This window comes from Streptomyces prunicolor NBRC 13075 (assembly GCF_000367365.1).
GTDB lineage: Bacteria > Actinomycetota > Actinomycetes > Streptomycetales > Streptomycetaceae > Streptomyces > Streptomyces prunicolor.
In genome coordinates this window covers 1-25136 of sequence record NZ_BARF01000069.1, presented here as the reverse complement: position 1 = coordinate 25136, position 25136 = coordinate 1, and the positions used below count along the sequence as shown (strand labels likewise).

25 protein-coding genes and 2 pseudogenes are annotated in these 25136 nt (G+C 69.1%); 5 read left to right on the top strand and 22 right to left on the bottom strand.

Going from position 1 to position 25136, the window contains the following annotated elements:
* Window positions 1-6: 6 nt before the first annotated feature.
* From SPR02S_RS30060 to SPR02S_RS56600, 4 genes and pseudogenes are all read right to left on the bottom strand, one after another.
* Window positions 7-2526, bottom strand: coding sequence for a P-loop NTPase family protein (locus SPR02S_RS30060; RefSeq protein ID WP_019060738.1), 2520 nt, complete (start codon window positions 2524-2526; stop codon window positions 7-9).
* 238 nt (window positions 2527-2764) lie between these two features.
* Window positions 2765-3088, bottom strand: a complete 324-nt coding sequence (locus tag SPR02S_RS30055) for an STAS domain-containing protein (protein ID WP_019060737.1) — start codon at window positions 3086-3088, stop codon at window positions 2765-2767.
* 162 nt (window positions 3089-3250) lie between these two features.
* The gene (locus tag SPR02S_RS30050; RefSeq protein WP_019060736.1) at window positions 3251-4099 is read right to left on the bottom strand and encodes a 3-hydroxyacyl-CoA dehydrogenase family protein; all 849 of its coding nucleotides are present in this window, start codon (window positions 4097-4099) and stop codon (window positions 3251-3253) included.
* 135 nt (window positions 4100-4234) lie between these two features.
* Window positions 4235-4796: pseudogene (locus SPR02S_RS56600) on the bottom strand (TetR/AcrR family transcriptional regulator); the annotation flags it as partial.
* Window positions 4797-4883: 87 nt separating this feature from the next.
* Between SPR02S_RS56600 and SPR02S_RS30040 the strand changes: the two are divergent.
* The 3 genes from SPR02S_RS30040 to SPR02S_RS30030 are packed head-to-tail and all read left to right on the top strand — an operon-like array spanning window position 4884 to window position 7062.
* The gene (locus tag SPR02S_RS30040) at window positions 4884-5666 is read left to right on the top strand and encodes an ABC transporter ATP-binding protein (RefSeq protein WP_052347072.1); all 783 of its coding nucleotides are present in this window, start codon (window positions 4884-4886) and stop codon (window positions 5664-5666) included.
* Window positions 5667-5726: 60 nt separating this feature from the next.
* Window positions 5727-6476 (top strand): ABC transporter permease, encoded by a 750-nt coding sequence (locus SPR02S_RS30035; protein ID WP_019060733.1) that lies wholly within the window; start codon window positions 5727-5729, stop codon window positions 6474-6476.
* Between the two features lie 13 nt (window positions 6477-6489).
* Window positions 6490-7062, top strand: coding sequence for a cob(I)yrinic acid a,c-diamide adenosyltransferase (locus tag SPR02S_RS30030; RefSeq protein WP_019060732.1), 573 nt, complete (start codon window positions 6490-6492; stop codon window positions 7060-7062).
* A gap of 84 nt (window positions 7063-7146) precedes the next feature.
* Here the strand turns inward: SPR02S_RS30030 and SPR02S_RS62440 are convergent, their stop codons facing one another.
* Complete coding sequence (locus tag SPR02S_RS62440; protein WP_106437035.1) at window positions 7147-7308, bottom strand: type II toxin-antitoxin system Phd/YefM family antitoxin; 162 nt, start codon at window positions 7306-7308, stop codon at window positions 7147-7149.
* Between the two features lie 112 nt (window positions 7309-7420).
* Between SPR02S_RS62440 and SPR02S_RS56595 the strand changes: the two are divergent.
* Window positions 7421-7747 (top strand): annotated as a pseudogene (locus tag SPR02S_RS56595) (helix-turn-helix domain-containing protein); the annotation flags it as partial.
* A gap of 151 nt (window positions 7748-7898) precedes the next feature.
* A complete protein-coding gene (locus SPR02S_RS30015) occupies window positions 7899-9725 on the top strand; it encodes a glycoside hydrolase family 18 chitinase (RefSeq protein ID WP_019060729.1) in 1827 nt (608 codons plus the stop codon).
* 89 nt (window positions 9726-9814) lie between these two features.
* On the opposite strand, the gene SPR02S_RS30010 is transcribed toward SPR02S_RS30015, so the two are convergent.
* From SPR02S_RS30010 to rpmE, 17 genes are all read right to left on the bottom strand, one after another.
* Window positions 9815-10261 (bottom strand): DUF2550 domain-containing protein, encoded by a 447-nt coding sequence (locus SPR02S_RS30010; protein WP_026150981.1) that lies wholly within the window; start codon window positions 10259-10261, stop codon window positions 9815-9817.
* Window positions 10262-10399: 138 nt separating this feature from the next.
* Complete coding sequence (locus SPR02S_RS30005) at window positions 10400-10774, bottom strand: F0F1 ATP synthase subunit epsilon (RefSeq protein WP_019060727.1); 375 nt, start codon at window positions 10772-10774, stop codon at window positions 10400-10402.
* Window positions 10775-10884: 110 nt separating this feature from the next.
* Window positions 10885-12321: a F0F1 ATP synthase subunit beta gene (atpD, locus tag SPR02S_RS30000; RefSeq protein WP_019060726.1), complete on the bottom strand. Its 1437-nt coding sequence runs from the start codon at window positions 12319-12321 to the stop codon at window positions 10885-10887.
* A complete protein-coding gene (locus tag SPR02S_RS29995; protein WP_019060725.1) occupies window positions 12321-13235 on the bottom strand; it encodes a F0F1 ATP synthase subunit gamma in 915 nt (304 codons plus the stop codon). The genes atpD and SPR02S_RS29995 overlap by 1 nt, the downstream gene beginning before the upstream one ends.
* A gap of 20 nt (window positions 13236-13255) precedes the next feature.
* Window positions 13256-14845, bottom strand: coding sequence for a F0F1 ATP synthase subunit alpha (gene atpA, locus SPR02S_RS29990; RefSeq protein WP_019060724.1), 1590 nt, complete (start codon window positions 14843-14845; stop codon window positions 13256-13258).
* A gap of 130 nt (window positions 14846-14975) precedes the next feature.
* Window positions 14976-15791 carry a F0F1 ATP synthase subunit delta gene (locus tag SPR02S_RS29985; protein ID WP_019060723.1) on the bottom strand — a complete coding sequence of 272 codons (816 nt, stop codon included), beginning with the start codon at window positions 15789-15791 and terminating at the stop codon, window positions 14976-14978.
* Complete coding sequence (locus tag SPR02S_RS29980) at window positions 15788-16330, bottom strand: F0F1 ATP synthase subunit B (RefSeq protein ID WP_019060722.1); 543 nt, start codon at window positions 16328-16330, stop codon at window positions 15788-15790. The genes SPR02S_RS29985 and SPR02S_RS29980 overlap by 4 nt, the downstream gene beginning before the upstream one ends.
* A gap of 42 nt (window positions 16331-16372) precedes the next feature.
* Window positions 16373-16609, bottom strand: a complete 237-nt coding sequence (locus SPR02S_RS29975) for an ATP synthase subunit C-like protein (RefSeq protein WP_019060721.1) — start codon at window positions 16607-16609, stop codon at window positions 16373-16375.
* A 75-nt stretch (window positions 16610-16684) separates the two neighbouring features.
* Window positions 16685-17521 carry a F0F1 ATP synthase subunit A gene (gene atpB, locus SPR02S_RS29970; protein ID WP_043258576.1) on the bottom strand — a complete coding sequence of 279 codons (837 nt, stop codon included), beginning with the start codon at window positions 17519-17521 and terminating at the stop codon, window positions 16685-16687.
* A gap of 210 nt (window positions 17522-17731) precedes the next feature.
* Complete coding sequence (locus SPR02S_RS29965) at window positions 17732-18145, bottom strand: Cg1360 family ATP-synthase-associated protein (protein ID WP_026150980.1); 414 nt, start codon at window positions 18143-18145, stop codon at window positions 17732-17734.
* A 294-nt stretch (window positions 18146-18439) separates the two neighbouring features.
* Window positions 18440-19759 (bottom strand): MraY family glycosyltransferase, encoded by a 1320-nt coding sequence (locus tag SPR02S_RS29960; protein WP_019060718.1) that lies wholly within the window; start codon window positions 19757-19759, stop codon window positions 18440-18442.
* Window positions 19760-19888: 129 nt separating this feature from the next.
* Window positions 19889-21127, bottom strand: a complete 1239-nt coding sequence (gene glyA / locus SPR02S_RS29955; protein WP_019060717.1) for a serine hydroxymethyltransferase — start codon at window positions 21125-21127, stop codon at window positions 19889-19891.
* A 72-nt stretch (window positions 21128-21199) separates the two neighbouring features.
* The gene (locus tag SPR02S_RS29950; RefSeq protein ID WP_026150979.1) at window positions 21200-21868 is read right to left on the bottom strand and encodes an arsenate reductase/protein-tyrosine-phosphatase family protein; all 669 of its coding nucleotides are present in this window, start codon (window positions 21866-21868) and stop codon (window positions 21200-21202) included.
* The gene (locus tag SPR02S_RS29945) at window positions 21865-22512 is read right to left on the bottom strand and encodes an L-threonylcarbamoyladenylate synthase (RefSeq protein ID WP_019060715.1); all 648 of its coding nucleotides are present in this window, start codon (window positions 22510-22512) and stop codon (window positions 21865-21867) included. The genes SPR02S_RS29950 and SPR02S_RS29945 overlap by 4 nt, the downstream gene beginning before the upstream one ends.
* Window positions 22513-22675: 163 nt before the next feature.
* Window positions 22676-23521 (bottom strand): peptide chain release factor N(5)-glutamine methyltransferase, encoded by an 846-nt coding sequence (gene prmC, locus SPR02S_RS29940; RefSeq protein WP_019060714.1) that lies wholly within the window; start codon window positions 23519-23521, stop codon window positions 22676-22678.
* Between the two features lie 44 nt (window positions 23522-23565).
* On the bottom strand, window positions 23566-24642 hold the full coding sequence (gene prfA / locus SPR02S_RS29935; RefSeq protein ID WP_019060713.1) for a peptide chain release factor 1: 1077 nt from the start codon (window positions 24640-24642) through the stop codon (window positions 23566-23568).
* Window positions 24643-24748: 106 nt separating this feature from the next.
* Window positions 24749-24973 (bottom strand): 50S ribosomal protein L31, encoded by a 225-nt coding sequence (gene rpmE / locus SPR02S_RS29930; protein WP_019060712.1) that lies wholly within the window; start codon window positions 24971-24973, stop codon window positions 24749-24751.
* Between the last annotated feature and the right edge of the window lie 163 nt (window positions 24974-25136).

Genomic DNA, 25136 nt, shown 5'->3' with positions numbered 1-25136 from the left:
GGAGGGTCAGATCACGGTGCCCGCACTACTCGACGTGTCCGCGCCGCCGCTCTCGGGCGCGGCCGAACTGGTCGTGTCGACAGGGGCACTTGAGGATGCGCCGCTCGCCGAGGTGTCGGCGGACGGGGTGATCGACGGCGAGGGCGAGTCGGTCGGCGTGGGGGACTCGCTCTGCGACGGCGACGGAGAGCCCGAATCCGTCGGCTTCGACGTGGTCGGGCTCGACGAAGGCGGCTTGGTCGTGGGCTTGGTCGGCGACGGGCTCGTGTGCCCGCCCCCTGAAGTGCTCGTCCCGCTCGGCTTGTCCGAGGGTGTGCCACTGCCCGAAGTCGGCGTCGGGTCGTCCGACGTGCCGTAAGTACCGTCCGGGCCCGGGTCGGTCGGGCTGCTGGTCGCCGTGCCCGTGTCGCCGTTGTCGCCCTTCTTCGCCTTGTCGGCGCCGAGGCTGTCGTTGTCGGTGCCCTGGCTCGCGGACGGGTTGGGGCCGACGTTGTCGGACGGGTTGTCGGCCTTGTTGTTGGACGTGGCGCCGAGGGTGACGACCGTGCCGAGGACGGCGGCGAGCAGGACGCCCGCGCCGGCCGCGACGAGGTTGCGCCGGGCGTAGCCGCGCAGGCCGCCCCGGGCCTTGTTGTGGGCCTTCGGGGTCGAGGACTGGTGGGAGACGAGGGTGTACGTCTCGCCGGACGGCTGGAGCGGCGGGAAGGGCGCCGGTATGCCGCCGGGCGGCGAGGCCGACTCCTCGTAACGCGCGTCGGGCACTTCCTCGCCGGCCGTGGAGCCGAGGGCGAGCGCGATGCCGGAGCGGTCGGCGACCAGGGCGAGGGCTCGGCGCCCGGCGACGGCACCGCGCTTGTCGGCGGCGGCGCCGCGCAGCCCGATGGAGGACTCCAGCTCGGCACGGGCCCGGTCGAGGTCGCCCTCGCACAGCGCGAGGACACCCAACTCGTGCTGGAAATAGGCCTGTTCACTCACGTCGTCGGCGAGCTGGGCGGCCTCGGCGCCGGCGCGCAGCACGTGCTCCCAGGCGCTCCAGTGCAGTCCCGCGGCGAACGCGGGGGCCGCCGTGCGGGCCAGGTGGACGGTGGTGCTCTCCTCGCCGTCGCCGGCCGGTGTCGTCGCCGGCAGCAGGGCGACGAGCGCGGCGAGCAGGGCGTCCGCCTCGGCACACACGCGCTCGGGCGTGACCGAGGGGTGCCCGGCCCACCAGGAGTAGTGCAGGGCGGCGATCAGGGCGCCGGACTCGACCTCGTCGCCGTATCCGGCGGCCTCCAGCTGGGTCTGGACACCGGCGGCGAGCCGGTAGCGGGAGCCGACCGGGGAGACCAGTCCGCAGCCCGCGAGTTCACCGAGGGCGGCGTCCGCGTGGGTGTCGCCGACGAGCGCGGGCAGATGCGCCTGGTGCGGCACCTCGCCGCCGAGCGCGACGGCGAAGCGCAGGGTGGCGCGGGCCGAGGTGCTGAGCCGGGAGGCGAGCAGCGGCGCGGGCGCGGCGGCCTCGCCGAGGGACGGCAGGGGTACGTCGTCGCCCTGGTCGGGGTCGAGGGGCGGGGCGTCGAAGGGCGCGTCGACCGGGGGCGCGTCCTGGAAGACGCCGAACTCCTCGACGGCGCTGGTGCCGACGCGCAGTTCGTCGCGCTGGCGGAGCAGGGCGCCGGCCTGGACGAAGCGCAGGGGCAGGCCCTCGGACTCGAAGTAGAGGTCACCGGCCCAGTTCGCCTCCTCCTCGGTGAGGACACGGCCGACGGCACGTTCCAGGACCTCCACGGCGCCGGGCCTGCCGAGGCCGCCGAGGAAGACCTCCTCGATGGCGGAGTCCGCGGACGGTGCCGGGACCTCCGGGGTCGCGGCGATCAGGAAGGCGCACTCGGGCGTCGCGTCGAGCAGTTCGTCGAGCGCGGCGGCGCCGAACTCGATGTCGTCGAGGACGACGACCGCGCCGATCTCCCGCGTCAGCGCGAGGAGTTCCTCGCGGGCGGGCCGGTGCAGGGGTGCGTCGTAGACGGCGTGGAAGAGGTCGTGGAGGAGGTCGCCGGCGGTGCGGTGGAAGCCGTTGAGGCGGATCACGCCGTCGGGAGCGAGGTCCAGGCAGTCCTCGGCGACCAGGTCGAGCAGGCTGGTGCGGCCGGAGCCCGAGGGACCGGTGAGGCGTACGGAACGGCCGCAGGCGAGCAGCCGTACGAGACGCTCGCGCTCCTCCTGGCGTTCCAGGAGGGGCAGTTCGGGGCGGTTCAGGCCGGGCGGGGCCGGTGGCCTGGCCGCGCGGGCCGTCTCGGCGCGCTCGGCGGCGCCGAGCTTCGCGGGCCGGACGGGCCGCTGTCCTGGCGGGCAGACCTCGATCTCGCTGCCGTCGACGGGGTTGACGGTGAGCAGGAAGTCGCCGGTGACCAGCTGCACGGTGCGGGCCATCGCGGGCGTGTGCTGGCCGAAGTCGGGTGTGAGGGGTTCCCGGGGCGGGCGCTGACGCGACGACGTGTCGTCGCCGTCATGGCCGTACTCCTCGGGTCCCCGGTCGATCGGGTCCATAGGTCCAAGCCCCCCAAAAGCGTCGTGTGCGGGTCGACAGGACCCAGGCCCCTCCCGGCCTTGTGCACACCGCGCTGTCGCTTCTGGTCCGGGCCCGCTCGAAGGGTGGTGAGGCAGCGGGCGACCGAACCCTAAACCTTCGCACAGTATCTACGACAGGCCGGGGTACCGCGCGGTGCGAGACGTCACAGTCTCATGAGGATTGTGCGCGGTACGTGATCACCCTCCGGGTCCGGGATCACACCCTGGGAAGCGACTCGACCCCGATCCCGCCCTCGATGGCGAGGATGCGGTGCAGCCGGGTGGCCACGAGCAGGCGCTGCATCTGCGGCGGTACGCGGCGCAGCACGAGGCGGCGGCCGCAGCGGCCGGCCCGTCGGTGGGCTCCCATGATCACGCCGAGGCCGGTGGCGTCCCAGGAGTCGAGCTCGGACAGGTCCAGGACCAGATCGCCGACTCCGTCGTCGACGGCCGAGTGCAGGACCGTACGGGCGTCCGCCGCGCTGCGGACGTCGAGGCGGCCCCCGACGACCAGCTCGACGTGGTCGCCCCTGATGTACATATGCGCTCCCCGTGAGTGCGGTGGCGTACTCGGTGTTGTCCGTGAAGTCGGTGAGTCGGTGATGCAACCTCTGACTGCGTGAAGTGCCGGGAAGTTGCCGTCTGTGAGCGAACCGATACCGAATTCACCCCTGCGTGTGATGGGGCAGGGGCGTGTGCGGTTTCAGTGCTTGTAGAAGCCCTGCCCGCTCTTGCGTCCGATGTCACCGGCGTCCACCATTCGGCGCATCAGCTCCGGCGGGGCGAACTTCTCGTCCTGTGACTCGGTGTAGATGTTGCTGGTCGCGTGCAGCAGGATGTCGACGCCGGTGAGGTCCGCGGTGGCCAGCGGGCCCATCGCGTGACCGAAGCCCAGCTTGCAGGCGAGGTCGATGTCCTCGGCGGTGGCGACGCCCGACTCGTACAGCTTCGCCGCCTCGACGACGAGCGCCGAGATGAGACGGGTCGTCACGAAGCCGGCCACGTCACGGTTGACGACGATGCAGGTCTTGCCGACGGATTCGGCGAACTCCCGCGCGGTGGCGAGGGTTTCGTCGCTCGTCTTGTAACCGCGCACCAGCTCGCACAGCCCCATCATCGGGACCGGCGAGAAGAAGTGCGTTCCCACGACGCGCTCCGGACGCTCCGTCACGGCCGCGATCTTCGTGATCGGGATGGCGGAGGTGTTGGAGGCGAGAACGGCGTCCTCGCGCGCGATCTTGTCCAGCGCGCGGAAGATCTCGTGCTTGATTTCGAGCTTCTCGAAGACGGCTTCGACGACGATGTCCGCGTCGGCGACGGCGTCGAGATCGGTGGTCGCGGTGATACGTCCAAGGGCCGCGTCGGCGTCGTGCGCCTCCAGCTTGCCCTTGCTCACGAACTTGTCGTACGAGGCCTTGATGCCGTCGGTGCCACGCTTGAGGGCTTCGTCGGTGACATCGCGCAGGACGACGTCCCAGCCCGCCTGCGCGGAGACCTGGGCGATACCGGAACCCATGAGTCCGGCGCCGATGACGGCAAGCTTCCGTGCCACTGTGCGACTCCCCTTTGAAACGCTTACAGCGTGTATCCGTATGCCTCTCGGCGGACACTAGCGAAGCTGCGGCGCTGTGTGACCGGTAAGTAACGCGCGTCACGTCTCATCTGACGGACATCACACCGGGGCGGGTCATTCGACCGCCCGTACGGCGTAGTTGAGGACGTTCTCGCTCAACAGGTCCTCGATGTCGTCGAGGAGGACCAGGGCCTCTCGTGACACTTCGCCCGGATTGCGCTCCTTGACCATCTCACGCCCGATCACCCCCATGACGGTGCTGTGCACCCAGCCGAGCTGACCGGCGATCAGGTGCGGCATCGGGTCGTCGTCAGCGGCTCCGGTCTCCTCGCGCAGGGCCTCCTCGAGGTTGGCCTGAACCTCCTGGCCGATCGCCCACAGCCGTGAGCGCAGCGCCGGCGCGTCCTCGATGACCCGCATGAAGGCGGCGTACCCGGGCATCAGCCCGACCCGCGGCGAGACCGCCTCGATCTCCTCGCGCAGTTCGCGCAGGACGGCGACGGCGGCCGACTCCCCCCTTGCTCCGGCCGCGCACCCAGCGGACCATCCGGTCGACCAGTCCGGCGGAGCGGTCGAAGAAGAGGTCCTCCTTCGCCGGGAAGTAGTTGTAGACGGTGTTGGCGGAGACGTTGGCGGCGTCGGCGATCTCGGCGACGGTCACCGCGTCGAAGCCGCGTGGGTGCCTCCGGCAGGAGGACCAGCGCAGAATGCCGGGGTCGGGGTGCCCGGCACCCACAAAGGCGAGGTCGTCGGATACGGGTGCGTGCCGGACGGCTTCACCGCACCCCTGCCCGCCGCTCAGGCCGCCCGCCAGGGCCCCGTGGAGGCCGTCCGCTGCATCGACCTCACCGTCCGCGAGGGCGAGATCCTCGGCTTCCTCGGCCCGAACGGCGCCGGCAAGACCACCACCCTGCGGATGCTCACGACCCTGCTCGCACCGACCGGCGGGGCGGCCACGGTCGCGGGCTGCGACCTGACGACCGATCCGGCCGGAGTGCGGCGGGCGTGCGGATACGTGGCCCAGTCCGGCGGGGCGGACCCGAACATCGGAGTGCGGGAGGAACTCGTCACCCTGGGTCGCCTCTACCGTCTGACCAAGGATCAAGCAGCGGTACGCGCCGAGGAGTTGGCCCGCGATCTGGGCTTCGCCGACCTCCTCGACCGCAAGGTGGGCGCACTCTCCGGCGGCCAGCGGCGCCGCCTCGACATCGCGATGGCCCTCACCCACGGCCCGCGGGTCCTGTTCCTCGACGAACCGACGACCGGCCTCGACCCCGGCAGCCGCGCCGACCTGTGGAACCTGATCCGCCGCCTGCGCGACGCCCACGGCACGACCGTCTTCCTGACCACCCACTACCTCGACGAGGCCGACGCCCTCGCCGATCGTCTGGTCATCGTCGACAAGGGCGTCGTCGTGGCCGAGGACACCCCGGGCGCGCTGAAGCTGCGGCACGGCGGCTCGATCGACGCGACGCTCCAGGACACGTTCCTCGCCATCACCGGCCGCGGCCCCGCCCCGGCCGACGCCGCCCCCGTATCCGTATAGGAACCCGAACCCGAACCCGAACCCGAACCCGAACCGAATCCGTATCCGTAGAGGAACCCGATGCTTCTCCACGACACCGCACTGATCTACGGCCGCTACCTCCGGCAGTCCCTCCGCTCCCGCTTCGCGCTGCTCTTCGGGGTGCTGATGCCGCTGCTGTATCTGCTGTTCTTCGGCCCGCTGCTGACGGGCCTGCCGCTCGGCGGGCCCGTCAGCTCATGGCAGGTGCTGGTGCCCGGGCTGCTGCTCCAACTCGGCCTGTTCGGCGCCTCGTACGCGGGCTTCACGATCATCATCGAGAAGAGCCAGGGGGTGGTGGAGCGGATGCGGGTGACCCCGGTGAGCCGTCTCGCCCTGCTGCTCGGCCGCGTGCTGCGCGATGCCACGGTGTTCGTCTTCCAGGCGGTGCTGCTGGTGCTGGCGGCAGTGGCGACGGGGCTGCGCGCTCCCCTCGGCGGGGTCCTGATCGGCTTCGGGTTCGTCGCCCTGCTGACGGTCTCGCTCGGCTCGCTGTCGTACGCCGCGGCGATGAAGGTCGACACCCCTCAGGAGTTCGGCCCGCTCATCAACGCCATGACCATGCCGTCGATGCTGCTGTCCGGACTGATGCTCCCGATGGCCCTGGCCCCGGCCTGGCTGGACGTGCTCTCGCACTTCATGCCGTTCCGCTATCTGGTCGACGCGGTGCGGGACGCCTACGTCGGCTCGTACACGACGGCTCACATGCTGTACGGGGCGCTGGTCGCGGTCGGCATCGCCGTACTGGCCGTGACGGTGGGCACACGCGTGTTCCGAACCGCCGGTGCCTAACTACGCTGGTCACATGGTCAATCTGACGCGCATCTACACCAGGACCGGCGACCAGGGCACCACCGCCCTCGGCGACATGAGCCGGGTCGCCAAGACCGACGTCCGGATCTCGGCGTACGCCGACGCCAACGAGGCGAACGCGGCGATCGGCACGGCGATCGCCCTCGGCGCCCTCCCCGAAGACATCGTCAAGGTCCTCACCCGCGTCCAGAACGACCTCTTCGACGTGGGCGCGGACCTGTGCACCCCGGTCGTCGAGAACCCGGAGTTCCCGCCCCTGCGCGTCGAGCAGTACTACATCGACAAGCTGGAGTCGGACTGCGACCACTTCAACGAGCAGCTGGAGAAGCTCCGCTCCTTCATCCTCCCCGGCGGCACCCCGGGCGCGGCCCTGCTCCACCAGGCATGCACGGTCGTACGACGGGCGGAGCGGTCGACGTGGGCGGCCCTGGAGGTCCACGGCGAGGTGATGAACCCCTTGACGGCGACCTACTTGAACCGCCTCTCCGACCTGCTGTTCATCCTGGCCCGCACGGCCAACAAGGAGGCGGGGGACGTGTTGTGGGTGCCGGGCGGGGAGCGCTGACCGGCGGTAAACGGGTGCGCAGAGAGCCGCCGTCCGGTCGATGGCACTGAGCGGATGGCGGGCGACGGTGACCGAAGGCGTACTTCACGCCCCGTCGGGGGCCAACCTGCGGAAGATCTCCGCGTTCGCGGCCACAGGGACGCCACCACGAGTGATGACGGTTGGCTCCCCCTTCGCCGCGCGGTCCAGAAGTCGCGTCAGGTCGGCCCGCGCTTCGCGGACGGACGCGGATGCGGATTCGTCCATACGGCCGGTGCCCTCGTCCCGGTACACCCGAGCTGCATCCTTCGACGTACTCACAGACCATCCCGCAGGAGCGGCTGCACGCCGAACAGACCGCCCTGCTCGCGGAACGCCCGAGGCCGCCGAACTCCTCGCCGCCGTACGGACGGTGGCGGGCGGCGAGGGACTCATCGCGTCCGCGGTGACGCGCCGCCTGATCGCCGAGTTCGCGGCGAAGCCGGTACCTCGGCCGGGGGCCGAACCGGCCGTCCTCGACGCGCTCAGCCGGCGCGAGCGCGAGGTGTTGTCGTGTCTCGGTGAGGGAATGGCCAATGCGGAGATCGCGGACCGGCTCGACATGGCCGAGGCGACGGTGAAGACGCACGTCAGCCGGTTGCCGGCGAAGCCGGGGCTGCGCAGCCGGGTCCAAGCGGCGGTATTGGCGCAGGAGTTGGGGGTTTAGCACACCCACACGGAAGTGGTCCAGACCTATTGACCCGTGGTCCAGACCTTTCTATTCTCGCGGGACTGTGGGTGCGAAGGCTCAGTCGCGCCCCGACACCCCCCGCCTAAGGCGCGCGCCGGAGGCGTAAAAACAAAAGAGGAGGCGCTCAATGCGCTTCAGACAACGAGCAGTTGCCGGGTTCACCACCCTGCTGCTTCCGCTCGCCGCTCTCGTCGGCCTGGCCGCCCCCGCCGAGGCCGCGTCGACCGCCACCGCCACCTTCACCAAGTCCAGCGACTGGGGTACCGGCTTCGGCGGTCAGTGGACCGTCAAGAACACCGGTACCAGCGCGATCAGTTCATGGACGGTCGAGTGGGACTTCCCCTCCGGTACCTCCGTCACCTCGGCCTGGGACGCGGACGTCACCAACTCCGGCAACCACTGGACCGCGAAGAACAAGTCCTACAACGGCTCCATCGCCGCGGGCGCCTCCGTCTCCTTCGGCTTCAACGGCGCCGGCAGCGGCTCGCCCTCCAACTGTCTGCTGAACGGCGGCAGTTGTGACGGCGGCACCACCGTCCCCGGTGACGCGGCCCCCTCCGCGCCCGGCACCCCCACCGCCTCCGCGATCACCAACACCTCGGTGAACCTCTCCTGGAGCGCGGCCACCGACGACAAGGGCGTCAAGAACTACGACGTCCTGCGCGACGGCACGAAGGTCGCCACGGTGACGACGACGTCGTACAGCAGCACCGGTCTCACCGCCGGCACCGACTACTCGTACACCGTGCAGGCCCGCGACACCGCGGACCAGACCGGCCCGGTCAGTGGCTCGGTCGCCGTGCACACCACGGGCGGTACGACCACTCCCCCGGCCACCGGCAGCGCCGTCAAGCTCGGGTACCTCACCGAGTGGGGCACCTACACCCGCAACTACCAGGTCAAGAACCTGGTGACGTCCGGCTCGGCCGCGAAGATCACGCACATCAACTACGCCTTCGGCAACGTGACCAACGGGCAGTGCGCGATCGGTGACGCCTACGCCGACTACCAGAAGACGTTCACCGCGGACCAGTCGGTCAGCGGTGTCGCCGACACCTGGGACCAGCCGCTGGCGGGCAACTTCAACCAGCTGCGCGAACTGAAGGCCAAGTACCCGAACATCAAGATCCTCTGGTCCTTCGGCGGCTGGACCTGGTCCGGCGGCTTCGCCCAGGCGGCGGCCAACCCGACCGCGTTCGCCAACTCCTGCTACAGCCTGGTCGAGGACCCGCGCTGGGCCGATGTGTTCGACGGCATCGACATCGACTGGGAGTACCCGAACGCCTGCGGTCTGTCCTGCGACACCAGCGGCGCGGCGGCGTACAAGAACCTGATGCAGGCCCTGCGCGCCAAGTTCGGCTCCAGCAACCTGGTCACCGCCGCCACCACGGCGGACGGCACCTCCGGCGGCAAGATCGACGCCGCCGACTACGCGGGCGCGGCCCAGTACGTCGACTGGTACAACGTGATGACGTACGACTTCTTCGGCGCCTTCAACGCGACCGGCCCCACCGCCCCGCACTCCCCGCTCACCACCTACAGCGGCATCCCGACCCCCGGCTTCACCACGGCCGACGCGATCGCCAAGTTCAAGTCGAAGGGCGTCGCCGCGAGCAAGCTCCTGATCGGCATCGGCTTCTACGGCAGAGGCTGGACCGGCGTCACCCAGGACGCCCCCGGCGGCACGGCCACCGGCCCGGCGCCCGGCACCTACGAACAGGGCATCGAGGACTACAAGGTCCTCAAGACGTCCTGCCCGGTCACCGGCACCATCGCGGGCACGGCGTACGCCCACTGCGGCTCCAACTGGTGGTCCTACGACACCCCGAGCACGATCGCCGGAAAGATGAGCTGGGCCAAGACCCAGGGTCTGGGCGGCGCGTTCTTCTGGGACTTCAGCGGCGACACCAGCAACGGTGAGCTGGTGAGCGCCATCAACAGCGGGCTGAGCTGATCCCCACGCCGCTCAGCGCCCTGCCGCGGACAGACCTCACGGGGTCTGTCCGCGGTGCGTTGTCCCGGCTCGGGCCGACTCGGGCCGGCTCAGGCCACGTTGACCCGCTGGCCGGGCGGAGCCGCCTCCAGCCAGGCCAGGAAACCGGTCAACGCGTCCTCGCTCATGGCGAGTTCGAGGCGCGTGCCCCGGTGCAGGCAAGTCAGGATGATCGCGTCGGAGAGGAGGGCGAGTTCCTCCTCGCCCTCGGGGAGACGGCGGCCGGCGACCTCGATCGCGGAGCGTTCCAGCGTGCGGCGCGGGCGGTAGGCGTAGGAGAAGACGCGGTACCACTCGATGCGGTCGCCGTTGTAGCGGGCGACGCCGTAGCTCCAGCCCTTGCCGTTGGTGTCGGGTTTCTCCGGGACGTCCCAGCGCAGGGAACAGTCGAAGGTGCCGCCGGAGCGCTGGATGAGTCTGCGGCGGAGGCCGAAGACGAACAGGCCCAGCACCACCAGGGCCACCACAATTCCGCACGCAGTCAGAGCGAGGACCATCGACACCGACCTCCTCGTCTCCTAGGCAAAACAGGTAACGGAACGGAAAAAACACCCACATTCGCCTCAGCCGCGGCTGGGGCCGGATTCCTCCGGTCCCAGCCGCGGCTGAGTCACGTCATCGCGTCGAACCTGGGTTCAGCGCGTCTCCACCGCACGCAGGCGGACGTCCGCGCGGCGCTCGGCGGACTCGTCGCCCGCCGCCTTCGCCTGCTCCAGCTCGCGCTCCACGCGCTGGACGTCGATCTCGTCCGACAGCTCGGCGATCTCGGCGAGCAGCGACAGCTTGTTGTCCGCGAACGAGATGAAACCGCCGTGCACCGCGGCGACGACCGTCCCGCCGTCGCTCGTGCGGATGGTCACCGGGCCCGACTCCAGCACACCGAGCAGCGGCTGGTGACCGGGCATGACGCCGATGTCGCCGGACGTGGTGCGCGCGACGACCAGGGTGGCCTCGCCGGACCAGACCTGGCGGTCCGCGGCGACGAGCTCGACATGCAGCTCAGCAGCCAAGGTGGGCTCCTCGGGTCACCACCCGGCGGTCGTGCCGGGTGTTGGGTCAATTCTAATGGGCGTGAAAGAGGGGGTGGGACACGCCCCACCCCCTCAGGTGAAGCACGGGGTCAGGAGACGCCCAGCTCCTTCGCGTTCGCCTTCAGGTCCTCGATACCACCGCAGAGGAAGAACGCCTGCTCCGGGAAGTGGTCGTACTCGCCGTCGATGATCGAGTTGAAGGCCACGATCGACTCGTCCAGCGGGACGTCCGACCCGTCGACGCCGGTGAACTGCTTGGCGACGTGGGTGTTCTGGGACAGGAAGCGCTCCACGCGACGGGCACGGTGGACGGTGAGCTTGTCCTCCTCGCCCAGCTCGTCGATACCGAGGATCGCGATGATGTCCTGAAGGTCCTTGTACTTCTGGAGGACCGTCTTGACGCGCATCGCGGTGTTGTAGTGCTCCGCCGCGATGTACCGCGGGTCCAGGATGCGGGACGTGGAGTCCAGCGGGTCCACGGCCGGGTAGATGCCCTTCTCGGAGATCGGACGGGACAGAACCGTCGTCGCGTCGAGGTGGGCGAAGGTGGTGGCCGGGGCCGGGTCGGTCAGGTCGTCCGCGGGGACGTAGATCGCCTGCATCGAGGTGATCGAGTGACCGCGGGTCGAGGTGATGCGCTCCTGGAGGAGACCCATCTCGTCGGCCAGGTTCGGCTGGTAGCCCACCGCGGAGGGCATGCGGCCGAGCAGGGTCGAGACCTCGGAACCGGCCTGCGTGAAGCGGAAGATGTTGTCGATGAAGAACAGCACGTCCTGGTTCTGCACATCGCGGAAGTACTCCGCCATGGTCAGACCGGCCAGGGCCACGCGCAGACGGGTGCCCGGGGGCTCGTCCATCTGACCGAAGACGAGCGCCGTCTTGTCGATGACGCCCGAGTCGGCCATCTCCTCGATGAGGTCGTTGCCCTCACGGGTGCGCTCGCCGACACCGGCGAACACGGAGACACCGTCGTGGTTGTTGGCGACGCGGTAGATCATCTCCTGGATGAGCACCGTCTTGCCGACACCGGCACCGCCGAACAGGCCGATCTTGCCGCCCTTGACGTACGGGGTCAGCAGGTCGATGACCTTGACGCCGGTCTCGAACATCTCGGTCTTCGACTCGAGCTCGTCGAAGCGCGGGGCCTTGCGGTGGATGGACCAGCGCTCGCCCGTGTACTTCTCGTCGCTGTTCAGCACCTCACCAAGGGTGTTGAAAACCTTGCCCTTGGTGAAGTCGCCGACCGGGACGGTGATGCCCGTTCCCGTGTCGGTGACCGCGGCCTGGCGGACCAGACCGTCGGTGGGCTGCATCGAGATGGTGCGGACCAGGCCGTCACCCAGGTGCTGGGCGACCTCCAGGGTCAGCGTCTTCTTCGCGCCGTCCAGGGCCGGGTCGGCCACCTCGACGTGCAGAGCGTTGTAGATCTCCGGCATCGCGTCGACGGGGAACTCCACGTCGACGACCGGGCCGATGACCCGGGCGACGCGGCCCGTGGCAACGGCCGTCTCAACTGTCGTCGTCATTACTTGTCACTCCCCGCGGTCGCGTCGGCCAGGGCTGCGGAGCCACCGACGATCTCGCTGATTTCCTGGGTGATTTCGGCCTGGCGGGCCGCGTTGGCAAGACGGGAGAGCGTGGTGATCAGGTCTCCCGCGTTGTCGGTCGCCGACTTCATCGCGCGGCGGGTGGCGGCGTGCTTGGAGGCAGCCGACTGGAGCAGCGCGTTGTAGATACGGCTCTCGACGTACCGCGGCAGCAGGGCGTCCAGGACGTCCTCCGCCGACGGCTCGAAGTCGTACAGCGGAAGGATCTCGCCCTGGGGCACGTCCTCCGCGACCTCTTCGAGGCTGAGGGGCAGCAGCCGGCTGTCGATCGGCGTCTGCGTCATCATCGAGACGAACTCGGTGTAGACGATGTGGAGTTCGTCCACGCCGCCCTCGGCCGTGTCCTTCTCGATGGCCTCGATGAGCGGACCCGCGACCTTCTTCGCGTCCGCGTACTCGGGCTGGTCGGTGAAGCCGGTCCACTGCTCCGCGATCTTGCGCTCACGGAAGTTGTAGTGGGCGACACCGCGGCGGCCGACGATATACGTGTCGACCTCCTTGCCCTCGGCCTCGAGACGTGCGGTCAGCTGCTCCGCGGCCTTGATGGCGTTGGAGTTGAAGGCGCCGGCCAGACCGCGGTCGCTCGTGAGGAGCAGTACCGCGGAACGGGTCGGCGTCTCCGCCTCGGTGGTCAGCGGGTGCCGGGTGTTGGAACCCGTTCCGACCGCCGTGACCGCACGCGTCAGTTCCTTCGCGTACGGCGTCGAGGCCTGCACCTTGCGGTGCGCCTTGACGACGCGCGAGGCGGCGATCATCTCCATCGCCTTGGTGATCTTCTTGGTCGCGGTGACGGATCGGATGCGACGCTTGTAGACCCGGAGCTGGGCTCCCATGAGTCAGGTCCCTTCCTACGTCACTTGGCCGCGGCCGGGGCGTCCTCGCCGAGGAGCTTGCCGTCCGAGGTCTCGAACTGCTTCTTGAACTCGGCGATCGCGTCCGCGGCGGCGGTGAGGGTGTCGTCCGACATCTTGCCGCCCTCCTTGATGGAGGTCATGAGGCCCTGCTCCTTGCGGTGCAGGTACTCCAGCAGCTCCTTCTCGAAGCGGCGGATGTCGGTGACCGGTACGTCGTCCATCTTGCCGGTGGTCGCGGACCACACGGAGACGACCTGGTCCTCGGTGGGCATCGGCTGGTACTGCGGCTGCTTGAGCAGCTCGACCAGGCGCTGACCGCGCTCCAGCTGGGCCTTCGACGCGGCGTCCAGGTCGGAACCGAAGGCGGCGAACGCCTCCAGCTCGCGGTACTGGGCGAGGTCGAGACGCAGTCGGCCGGAGACCTGCTTCATCGCCTTGTGCTGCGCGGAACCACCGACTCGGGAGACGGAGATACCGACGTTCAGCGCGGGGCGCTGACCGGCGTTGAAGAGGTCCGACTCCAGGAAGCACTGGCCGTCGGTGATGGAGATGACGTTGGTCGGGATGAACGCCGAGACGTCGTTGGCCTTGGTCTCGACGATCGGCAGACCGGTCATCGAGCCCTTGCCCATCTCGTCGGAGAGCTTCGCGCAGCGCTCCAGCAGACGGGAGTGCAGGTAGAAGACGTCACCCGGGTAGGCCTCGCGGCCCGGCGGACGGCGCAGCAGCAGGGACACGGCGCGGTAGGCGTCGGCCTGCTTGGAGAGGTCGTCGAAGATGATGAGGACGTGCTTGCCGTCGTACATCCAGTGCTGGCCGATGGCCGAACCGGTGTACGGCGCAAGGTACTTGAAGCCGGCCGGGTCGGACGCCGGGGCGGCGACGATGGTCGTGTACTCCAGCGCGCCGGCCTCTTCGAGCGCACCACGCACGGAGGCGATGGTGGAGCCCTTCTGACCGATGGCGACGTAGATGCAGCGGACCTGCTTGTTCACGTCGCCCGAGCGCCAGTTGTCGCGCTGGTTGATGATCGTGTCGACGGCCAGGGCGGTCTTGCCCGTCTGGCGGTCGCCGATGATCAGCTGACGCTGGCCACGGCCGATCGGGGTCATCGCGTCGACGGCCTTGTAGCCGGTCTCCATCGGCTCGTGCACCGACTTGCGGACCATGACGCCCGGGGCCTGAAGCTCCAGGGCGCGGCGGCCGGTGGTCTCGATCTCGCCGAGGCCGTCGATCGGGTTGCCGAGCGGGTCGACGACACGGCCGAGGTAGCCCTCGCCGACGGCGACGGACAGGACCTCTCCGGTGCGGGTGACCGGCTGGCCCTCCTCGACGCCACTGAACTCACCGAGGATGACGGTACCGATCTCGCGCTCTTCGAGGTTGAGCGCGAGACCGAGGGTGCCGTCCTCGAACTTCAGCAGTTCGTTGGCCATGGCCGAGGGCAGGCCCTCGACCTTCGCGATGCCGTCGCCGGCAAGGGTGACCGTACCGACCTCCTCGCGCGAGGCCGCGTCCGGCTTGTACGACTGGACGAAGTTCTCCAGCGCGTCCCGGATCTCCTCCGGCCGGATCGTGAGCTCCGCCATCTGGGTTCCCTGCTCTCCTTGTTGGGCCCGAAGTTTCACTTGGGGGGATGGGGGGACTCCCCCCGTGACGAGGTGAATCCTCTGCACGGCCCAACTCGGGCCGCCTTACTACGTCTTTGTATGGGTGCTGCTAGCTCGCCATGCGGCGAGCGGCGTCATCGAGGCGGTCCGCGATGGAGCCGTTGATGACCTCGTCGCCGACCTGCACCCGGATACCGCCGAGGACCTCGGGGTCCACGTCGATGTTCAGGTGCATGTTGCGGCCGTAGAGCTTCGCGAGGGCGGCGCCCAGGCGCTGCTTCTGCGGGTCGCTCAGCGGGACCGCCGTGGTGACGACCGCGACCAGGCGGCTGCGGCGCTCGGCGGCGAGCTTGGAGAGGGACTCGAGTCCCGCTTCCAGGCTACGTCCCCGGGGCGCGGTCACCAGGCGGGTCACCAGTCGCTCGGTGGCCGGCTTGGCGCGGCCGCCGAGCAGGCTGCCGAGCAGCTCGCTCTTGGCACTCGTGCCGGCGGCGCGGTCGGTCAGCGCGGCGCGCAGCCCGGTGTTCGAGGAGACGATCCGGCCGAACCGGAACAGCTCGTCCTCGACGTCGTCGAGCTCGCCCGACTGCTGGGCGGCGGTGAGGTCGGCGGTGGCCGCCAGCTCCTCCAGCGCGTCCACCAGGTCGCGGGACTGCGACCAGCGGGAGCGCACCATGCCGGACAGCAGGTCGAGGGCGGGGCCGCCGACCTGGGCGCCGAGCAGGCGCTCGGCCAGCTGGGCCTTGGCCTCGCCGTCCTGCGCCGGGTCGGTGAGGACCCGGCGCAGGGACACCTCACGGCCGAGCAGCGCGGTGACGGCGGCCAGCTCGTCGGCGAGCTGCGCCGCGTTCACGGACGTGGAGTCCGTCAGCGCGTCGAGACGCTCACGTGCGGCTGCCAGGGCCTCGCGGCTCGCTCCGTTCATCGTGCGGCCTCGGCCTTCTCCTCGAGTTCATCGAGGAAACGGTCGATCACACGGCTCTGCCGGGCGTGGTCCTCGAGGGACTCGCCGACGAGCTTGCCGGCCAGGTCGGTGGCGAGCTTGCCCACGTCCTGGCGCAGCGCCTGCGAAGCGGCCTTGCGGTCGGCGTCGATCTGCGTGTGACCGGCGGCGACGATCTCCTCGCGCTGCCGCTGGCCTTCCGCGCGCATCTCGGCGATGAGCGTGGCGCCCTGCTCCTGCGCCTCCTGGCGCAGCCGCGCGGCCTCGTGCCGGGCCTCGGCGAGCTGAGCCTTGTACTGCTCAAGCACGCTCTGCGCCTCGGTCTGGGCGGCCTCGGCCTTCTCGATACCGCCCTCGATGGCCTCGCGCCGCTCGTCCAGAACCTTGTTGATGTTCGGGAGGAGCTTCTTGGCGAGGAAGCCGAAGACGATGACGAAGGCGATCAGGCCGATGACAAGCTCAGGGATCGGCGGGACGAGAGGGTTCTCCGTCTCGGCCGCCAGAATGAGCAGCTGGCTCATGTCAGTGCCTTTCGTCTAGTGGGCTGTCGTGGATCCGCAGATCTACTTGCCGTAGACGAACGGCATGACCAGACCGATGAGGGCGAGCGCCTCACAGAAGGCGAAGCCGAGGATCTGGTTGGCGCGGATCAGGCCGGCAGCTTCGGGCTGACGGGCAAGAGCCTGGGTGCCGTTGCCGAAGATGATGCCGACGCCGACGCCGGGACCGATGGCGGCAAGGCCGTAGCCGATGGAGCCGAGCGAACCGGAGACGGCGGCGAGGGTCTCAGTGGCAGCCATGCTGATTCTTCCTTCTCTGTACGGACCGGCGGGGGTTGGCCACCGGACGCTAAGGGGGTTCTGGAGGGGTGTTGCTCAGTGGTGCTCGGCGAGCGCGCCCTGGATGTAGGTGCAGGTCAGGAGGACGAACACGTACGCCTGCAGGGCCTGGATGAAGAGCTCGAAGGCCGTCATCACGAGCGTCATGATGAAGCTGACGCCGGCGTAGGCGATACCGATGCCGTTCAGCAGGTACCAGCTGGCGATCGTGAAGAGCAGCAGCAGGGTGTGGCCCGCGAACATGTTGGCGAAGAGTCGTACGGCGTGCGTGAACGGCCGGACGAGGAGGTTCGAGAAGAACTCGATCGTCATGGCCAGCGGCAGCACCGCGCCCAGCGACTTGTCGTAACCGGTGAAGTTCTTGAAGGCACCGACGAATCCGTGCCGCTTGAACGTCAGCGAGACCCACAGGATGTAGACGATGACTGCGAGAACCGCCGGGTACGCGATGATCGAGGTCACCGGGAACTGGGCGACCGGGACGATCGACCAGAGGTTCATCATCCAGATGAAGAAGAAGAGCGAGACGACGAGCGGTACGTACTTCTCGCCTTCCTTCTTTCCGATCGTCTCGTAGACGACACCGCGGCGGATGAAGTCGTAGCCGGTCTCGGCGACCATCTGCAGCTTGCCGGGGACGACCTTCGGCTTGCGGAAGGCGGCCCAGAAGAAACCGACGACGATGACCGAGCCGATCAGCGCCAGCAGCATCGGCTTGTTGAAGTACACGTTGCTGTCGCCGTCCCCCAGAAGGGGCTTGAACAGGAACGAGTGCAGGCCGGGAGCCGGGAAGCCACAGCCGTCGAAGATGTGGCAGTCGGTCTCGAAGGCGAGCACCTGCGTCGGGTCAGCACTCACCGCGGGCTCCTTCAGCGTGGCGCATAGGTACGGCAACCTCGTTGTGTCGGCGCGGCGCGCAGCCGCGGTTCGGCACTGGACTGGTGTTACGGATGTGGGGGCGGCAGTGGGGCATCGAGCCTCGCGATTGAGCAGGCGTCAGCTCAGATGCCCGCGCCCGCGATGCCGCAGTTGGCACCGGACGATAGCAGGGTCGCTTACGTGCTCTTATCCCGGCCCTACCTCTCACGACGAGTGCTCCGACTTCTCGGGCTCGACGTAGAGGATTTTGGCCTTCATGTGGGCACGGGTCTGCGCGACGATCCAGACGATGGTTCCGGCGAGCAGGGTGAACGCGAAGGCCTTGGGATTGAACAGCGAGGTGTGCTTGAACGCGGCGAGGAAAATGAACAACAGAAGAATCTGCGCCGCGAAGAGCATGAGGCCCATCGCCTGGAACAGGTGCGGAAGCGATTTGGCAGTGCGCTGCAGAACGTAGAGCCCGATTCCCATGAAGAGGATCACGATCAGCGTCGCAACGGCTGCCCCAATAGCTCCTTTGCCGCCGACGACCACACCACTGACGACGGCGGCAATCGCGCCGACGGCAGCTGTGGGCACAGCGGCTTGAAGGAGAATCCGGGCGTCATTGGACGGCATGGCGGCAACTCCGCTTGCTAAGGGGGGCGTGTCGTCATGGACGAGCGTAGTCCCGGGATGAGAGAGAACCTCACGCCAATGGACCCTCGCACTACGGTCCTTCGGCTCTGTCCCGGGTTCTCGTGAACCGTATCACAAACTATTTGATGCGGTCTTTACCTAGAAGGTGTGCTTGCTGTCACACATGAGAGTGACAGTGCGCGTCTGTGCAAAATAGCGGCCAACTTGTCTGGTATGGGGAGGCTTTGTCTGCCCACGGGATGGCAACGCTTTAGTCAGATTCTTACCTTGGCGTCAGCGCGAGGACTCGGCTTTACGTCCGTCCAGGAGGCGCGAACGGGGGCCGACTGCGGTCGCCCCGTTGACTCCTGACACTCCGCCGACAATGGGAGGACGCGGGTCGCGGTCCTCCTCCGCCAGCACGGCCACGGGGTCAACTGCGGCCCTGCGACGGCGATATCGAGGCGGCACCAGGTGTTCGGCCCAGCGCGGGGCGCGCGGCGTGAAGCGCGGCAGCAGGAGCAGCAGGAGGCCGATCGCGCTCAGGAAGACGATGCCGAGGACGATCCACATCGAGGCCGAGTTGACCGAGTAGGACAGCGCCCCGAACGCGATCAGCGCCGACCAGAAGTACATGATCAGCACCGCCCGGCTGTGCGAGTGGCCGATCTCCAGGAGCCGGTGGTGCAGATGGCCGCGGTCCGCGGCGAAGGGCGACTGTCCGCGCCAGGTACGGCGCACGATGGCCAGCACCAGGTCGGCGGCCGGCACCGCGATGATCGTCAGCGGCAGCAGCAGCGGGATGTAGACCGGCACCGTCTGGTGCACCGCCGCCTTCTCGGAGCCGACGAACAGCTGGAGCGCGTCCGGGTCGACCTGTCCCGTGATGGAGATCGCACCCGCGGCCAGCACCAGGCCGATCAGCATCGAACCGGAGTCGCCCATGAAGATCCGCGCGGGGTGCATGTTGTGCGGCAGGAAGCCCAGGCACATGCCCATCAGGATCGCCGAGAAGAGCGTGGCCGGGGCGGCGGCCTCGATGCCGTACGAGTACCAGATCCGGTAGGCGTACAGGAAGAACGCGCAGGCCGCGATGCACACCATGCCGGAGGCCAGGCCGTCGAGGCCGTCCACGAAGTTGACCGCGTTGATGGTGATGACGACCAGGGCGACCGTGAGCAGGGTGCCCTGCCACTGGGTCAGCGCCACGTTGCCGACGAACGGGATGGGCAGCCACAGGATCGTCAGACCCTGCATGACCATCACGCCGGCGGCGATCATCTGGCCGCCCAGCTTGATCAGGGCGTCGATCTCGAACTTGTCGTCCAGGACGCCGATCAGCCAGATCAGGGCCGCTCCGGAGAGCAGGGCGCGCGGCTCGTTCGAGTTCTCGAAGACCTCGCTGAGGTTGGTCAGGTGGTCGGCGACCAGCAGACCGGCGCACAGACCGAAGAACATGGCGATACCGCCGAGCCGCGGAGTGGGTTCCCGGTGCACGTCACGGGCCCGGATCTCCGGCATCGCCCCGGCCACGATCGCGAACTTCCGCACCGGCCCGGTCAGCAGATACGTCACCGCGGCCGTCACGCAGAGCGTCAGCAGGTATTCACGCACAGGCTTCCCCACAGGTCTCGCTGGCCATCACAGCCCCACACCCTAGCGAGGGACGCATATGGTTGGGGACTTCCGGGTAGCGACGATGGTTGCACGTGTGGCTGTGCACCTGGGTACGGGTACCCCCGTTCAGCCCGGATACGGCAGGAATCCACCCACAAGATCCCGCACTTCGTCACGGGCCCGCCGGGTATCCACCCGCCCGCGCAGCACCCCCGCGACCAGCGCCGCGATCCCCGCCATCTCGCCCTCCCCCATGCCCTGCGTGGTCACCGCGGCGGTACCCAGCCGCAGCCCGCGCGAGTCTCCGTGCGGCAGCGCGCAACAGTCCAACACCACTCCGGCGGCGGCGAGTTGACCACGTGCGGCACGTCCATCGACGCCGAGGGGCAGCGGGTCGGCGGTGATCAGATGGGTGTCGGTACCGCCCGTCGTGACGACCAGCCCCTCCGCCGCCAGCCCCGCCGCGAGCACCCGTGCGTTGGCGACCACCTGATGGGCGTACGCCGTGAAGGCCGGCGTCGCCGCCTCGCCGAACGCGACGGCCTTCGCCGCGATGGTGTGCATCTGCGCGCCACCCTGCGTGAACGGAAAAACGGCCCGGTCCACCCGTTCGGCCAGCTCACTCCCGCACAGCAGCATCCCGCCGCGCGGCCCGCGCAGCACCTTGTGCGTGGTCGCGCAGACGACATCGGCGTACGGCACCGGGTTCGGCGCCGCTCCCCCGGCGACGAGGCCGATGGGATGCGCGGCGTCGGCGATGAGATAGGCGCCGACCTCGTCGGCGACCTCGCGGAAGAAGGCGTAGTCGATGTGCCGGGGATAGGCGATGGACCCGCAGACGATCGCCTTGGGCCGATGCGTACGGGCGAGGGCACGGACCTGCTCGTAATCGATGAGCCCGGTCTCCGCGTCCACCCCGTACCCCACGAAGTCGAACCACCGCCCGGAGAAGTTCGCGGGCGACCCGTGCGTGAGATGCCCGCCGTACGGCAGCCCCAGCGCGAGGACGGTGTCACCGGGCCGCAGCACCGCGGCGTACGCGGCGAGCACGGCCGAAGACCCGGAATGCGCCTGCACGTTGGCGTGCTCGGCCCCGAACAGCGCCTTCGCCCGTTCTACGGCGACCCGCTCGGCGACGTCGACGATCTCGCAGCCGCCGTGGTGGCGGGCGCCGGGGTATCCCTCGGCGTACTTGTTGGCGAGCGGTGAGCCGAGCGCGGCCAGCACGGCGGGCGAGGTGAAGTTCTCGGCGGCGACCAGCTGAAGCGTCGTCGACTGCCGCGCCAGCTCCCCGAGCAGGATCTCGGCCAGCTCGGGGTCCTGCCGACGCAGGACATCGGCCTCAAGGACAGGGGTGACCGACATGGTGGACTCCGGGGCGTCGACGGTGACGTACGTCCAATGTAGGCCCGGGGCGGGTGGGGCGCGCGGTCGTTGTCAGGTCTTCGCGGGAACGCCTGTGAGGGCGGTGACCACGGGGTCGATCGCCTGATTTATCTCGTCGCCGATGGAGCGGAAGAACGGGAGCGGGGCGCCGTACGGGTCGAAGACCTCGTCCGCTTCCGCCGTGGGGGCCAGGAGCCAGCCTCGTAGGGCCGCTGCCGCGCGGACCAGGGCGCGGGCCCGGGCCACCATGCCGTCCTCCAGAGGGGGCAGGGTCGCGGGGTCTATCGCCTTCACCAGGCGGGTGAACTCCTTGAGGGTGAAGGTGCGCAGGCCCGCCGAGTGGCCCATCGAGATGACCTGGGCGCGGTGGTCCCGGGTGGCCGTCAGGACCAGGTCGGCACGGATCACATGGTCGTCGAGCAGCTCGCGGCCGGTGAAGCCGGAGGGGTCCGCGCCGAAGTCGGTGAGGACGGTCGCCGCATTGGTCTCCATGGGCGCGCCCTCATGGCCCCACGTGCCGGCGCTCTCCACGATCAGCCCGCCCCACAGCGGGTCGCCGAGCCGGTCCGCCAGGGCATGACGGGTCAGCCGCTCGGTGATCGGCGAGCGGCACACGTTGCCGGTGCTGACGTGGAGGATGCGGAAGCTGTCCATGGGGAGCCCGAAGGTCCCCGTCACTTCCCCGTTGCCTATGCCACGCCCCGCGTCAGGGGCTGTCAATTCGCCACCTCGAGGTCGGGTACGACCTTGCGCAGCTCCTCCGCCGAGATCGCGCCCGCGCGCAGCAGCAGCGGCACCTCGCGGGTGACGTCGACGATCGAGGACGGCACGTTGCCGGGCGTCGGACCGCCGTCGAGGTACACGGAGACCGAGTCGCCGAGCATCTGCTGGGCCGCGTCACAGTCCTCCGGCGCCGGGTGGCCGGTGAGGTTCGCGGAGGAGACCGCCATCGGGCCGACCTCCGTCAGCAGCTCGATGGCGACGGGGTGCAGCGGCATCCGTACGGCGACCGTGCCCCGGGTGTCCCCCAGGTCCCACTGGAGGGACGGCTGGTGCTTGGCGACCAGAGTGAGGGCGCCCGGCCAGAACGCGTCGACGAGTTCCCAGGCCAGCTCGGAGAAGTCCGTGACGAGGCCGTGCAGCGTGTTCGGGGAGCCGATGAGGACGGGGGTGGGCATGTTGCGGCCCCGGCCCTTGGCGTCCAGGAGATCGGCGACGGCCTCCGAGGAGAATGCGTCGGCCCCGATGCCGTAGACCGTGTCGGTCGGCAGGACCACGAGTTCGCCCCGGCGGACGGCGGACGCGGCCTCGCGCAGACCCGTCGTGCGGTCGGTCGCGTCATTGGTGTCGTATCGCCGTGCCATGTCTAGCGGTCTCCTTTTTTTGTAGCTCGGTTCGCCTCCGGGGCGCCTGTTGTCGGTGTCGAGCCCCCGACCGTGCTCACCCCTTCGGGCCTCCGCGCGCTCGGCCTCTCGACACCGACGCGCCCCTTCGGCTCACTCGCTGCTTGGCTGGCGAACGCGGCTGTCATGGCGTCGCCCGGCGGGCGGTCGCGAAGCGCGGGCGGTTGTTGAGGTCGGGGTGGTCGGCCGCGTCGGCCCAGCCACGCTCCTCGGTGAAGATCCACGGCACCTGCCCGCCCTGGGTGTCGGCGTGTTCGATGACGACGACACCGCCGGGACGGAGGAGACGGTGTGCGGTGCGTTCGATGCCGCGGATCAGGTCGAGGCCGTCCTCCCCCGAGAACAGGGCGAGTTCGGGGTCGTAGTCCCGCGCCTCGGGAGCGACGTACTCCCACTCCGTGAGTGGGATGTACGGCGGGTTGGAGATGACCAGGTCGACATGGCCGTCGAGGTCGGGGAAGGCGTCCAGGGCATTGCCCTGCCGCAGGTCGACCCGGGAGCCGTCCATGTTCTTGCGGGTCCACTGGAGGGCGTCCTCGGACAGCTCCACGGCGTGCACCCGGGAGCGCGGGACCTCCTGCGCGAGGGCGAGCGCGATGGCGCCGGATCCGGTGCAGAGGTCCACGATCAGCGGCTCTACGACGTCCATCGCGCGGACCGCGTCTATGGCCCAGCCGACCACCGACTCGGTCTCGGGGCGCGGCACGAACACCCCTGGCCCGACCTGGAGTTCCAGGTACCGGAAGAAGGCGCGGCCGGTGATGTGCTGGAGCGGCTCACGCTGCTCTCGCCGGGCGATGGTCTCCCAGTAGCGGGCGTCGAAGTCCACGTCCTTCACGGAGTGCAGCTCGCCCCGCTTCACACCGTGCACGTACGCGGCGAGCTCCTCCGCGTCGTTGCGCGGCGAGGGCACGCCGGCGTCGGCCAGCCGCTGGGTGGCCTGGGCCACCTCTGCGAGCAGCAGGTTCACGCAAGTCCTCCGTGTCGTACTCGTCCGTGCGATACGTGCAGTGCTTACGCCGCCGCGAGCTTGGCGGCCGAGTCCGCGTCCACGCAAGCCTGGATCATCGCGTCGAGGTCGCCGTCCAGGACCTGGTCAAGGTTGTACGCCTTGAATCCGACGCGGTGGTCCGAGATGCGGTTCTCCGGGAAGTTGTACGTACGGATCTTCTCGGAGCGGTCGACCGTGCGGACCTGGCTGCGGCGGGCGTCGGCGGCATTCTTCTCCGCCTCCTCCTGTGCCGCGGCGAGCAGCCTGGAGCGCAGGATACGCAGTGCCTGCTCCTTGTTCTGCAGCTGGCTCTTCTCGTTCTGGCAGGAAGCGACGACTCCGGTCGGAATGTGCGTGATGCGCACCGCGGAGTCGGTCGTGTTGACGGACTGCCCGCCGGGACCGGACGAACGGTAGACGTCGATGCGGAGGTCGTTCGGGTTGATCTCGACGTCGACCTCCTCCGCCTCGGGGGTGACCAGGACGCCGGCCGCCGAGGTGTGGATACGGCCCGCGGACTCGGTCGCCGGGACGCGCTGCACGCGGTGCACGCCACCCTCGTACTTCAGTCGCGCCCAGACACCCTGGCCGGGCTCGGTCGCGCCGTTGCCGCCCTTGGTCTTCACGGCGACCTGGACGTCCTTGTAGCCGCCCAGCTCGGACTCGGTGGCGTCGATGATCTCGGTCTTCCAGCCGACGCGCTCCGCGTACCGCAGGTACATGCGCAGCAGGTCACCCGCGAACAGCGCGGACTCGTCGCCGCCCGCGCCCGCCTTGACCTCGAGGATCACGTCCTTGTCGTCGTTGGGGTCACGCGGCACCAGCAGCAGCCGCAGCTTCTCCGTGATCTCCTCGCGCGTCTTCTCCAACTCCTTGACCTCGGCCGCGAACTCCGGGTCGTCGGCGCCGAGTTCACGCGCGGTCTCGATGTCGTCGCCGGTCTGCTTCCAGGAGCGGTACGTGGCGACGATCGGGGTGAGCTCGGCGTAGCGCTTGTTCAGCTTGCGCGCGTTGGCCTGGTCGGCGTGGACCGACGGGTCGGCGAGCTTCGTCTCAAGGTCGGCGTGCTCGCCGATGAGGTCCTCGACAGCCTCGAACATCTTGGGCTCCTGAAATGCGTACGGAAGGGAAGGCGGGCGACCAAAAACGCCGGTCCCGGCACGCCGAAAAAAGGGCGTGGCCGGGGACCGGCGAAATGGAAGCTCGCTACTTCGTGGAGCCGGCAGCAGCCTTGCCGAAGCGGGCCTCGAAGCGGGCCACGCGGCCACCGGTGTCGAGGATCTTCTGCTTGCCCGTGTAGAACGGGTGGCACTCGGAGCAGACCTCGGCGCGGATGTTGCCGCTCGTGATCGTGCTGCGGGTGGTGAACGACGCGCCGCAGGTGCAGCTGACCTGGGTCTCGACGTACTCGGGGTGGATCTCGCGCTTCAAGGTGTCTCCTAGTTTCGGGAGGGCGCCGGGTCGCTGCCGCGGGTGCGGTCGCGTGAACCGGGGCCGACTGTCCAGTCTGCCAGCACTGGAGCCATCTCCCAAAACCGGGGGTTCGCGTTGTCTATTCCCCTGCGGGCCGGTGGGGGCTTGTCGCGCCCCGCGG

Excerpts from the sequence above, each read along its gene's own strand:
- SPR02S_RS30060 (WP_019060738.1), bottom strand. The coding sequence starts at position 2,526 with ATGGACCCGATCGACCGGGGACCCGAGGAGTACGGCCATGACGGCGAC.
- SPR02S_RS30055 (WP_019060737.1), bottom strand. The coding sequence starts at position 3,088 with ATGTACATCAGGGGCGACCACGTCGAGCTGGTCGTCGGGGGCCGCCTC.
- SPR02S_RS30035 (WP_019060733.1), top strand. The coding sequence starts at position 5,727 with ATGCTTCTCCACGACACCGCACTGATCTACGGCCGCTACCTCCGGCAG.
- SPR02S_RS30030 (WP_019060732.1), top strand. The coding sequence starts at position 6,490 with ATGGTCAATCTGACGCGCATCTACACCAGGACCGGCGACCAGGGCACC.
- SPR02S_RS62440 (WP_106437035.1), bottom strand. The coding sequence starts at position 7,308 with ATGGACGAATCCGCATCCGCGTCCGTCCGCGAAGCGCGGGCCGACCTG.
- SPR02S_RS30015 (WP_019060729.1), top strand. The coding sequence starts at position 7,899 with ATGCGCTTCAGACAACGAGCAGTTGCCGGGTTCACCACCCTGCTGCTT.
- SPR02S_RS30010 (WP_026150981.1), bottom strand. The coding sequence starts at position 10,261 with ATGGTCCTCGCTCTGACTGCGTGCGGAATTGTGGTGGCCCTGGTGGTG.
- atpD (WP_019060726.1), bottom strand. The coding sequence starts at position 12,321 with ATGACGACGACAGTTGAGACGGCCGTTGCCACGGGCCGCGTCGCCCGG.
- SPR02S_RS29995 (WP_019060725.1), bottom strand. The coding sequence starts at position 13,235 with ATGGGAGCCCAGCTCCGGGTCTACAAGCGTCGCATCCGATCCGTCACC.
- atpA (WP_019060724.1), bottom strand. The coding sequence starts at position 14,845 with ATGGCGGAGCTCACGATCCGGCCGGAGGAGATCCGGGACGCGCTGGAG.
- SPR02S_RS29985 (WP_019060723.1), bottom strand. The coding sequence starts at position 15,791 with ATGAACGGAGCGAGCCGCGAGGCCCTGGCAGCCGCACGTGAGCGTCTC.
- SPR02S_RS29980 (WP_019060722.1), bottom strand. The coding sequence starts at position 16,330 with ATGAGCCAGCTGCTCATTCTGGCGGCCGAGACGGAGAACCCTCTCGTC.
- SPR02S_RS29975 (WP_019060721.1), bottom strand. The coding sequence starts at position 16,609 with ATGGCTGCCACTGAGACCCTCGCCGCCGTCTCCGGTTCGCTCGGCTCC.
- SPR02S_RS29965 (WP_026150980.1), bottom strand. The coding sequence starts at position 18,145 with ATGCCGTCCAATGACGCCCGGATTCTCCTTCAAGCCGCTGTGCCCACA.
- glyA (WP_019060717.1), bottom strand. The coding sequence starts at position 21,127 with ATGTCGGTCACCCCTGTCCTTGAGGCCGATGTCCTGCGTCGGCAGGAC.
- SPR02S_RS29945 (WP_019060715.1), bottom strand. The coding sequence starts at position 22,512 with ATGGCACGGCGATACGACACCAATGACGCGACCGACCGCACGACGGGT.
- prfA (WP_019060713.1), bottom strand. The coding sequence starts at position 24,642 with ATGTTCGAGGCTGTCGAGGACCTCATCGGCGAGCACGCCGACCTTGAG.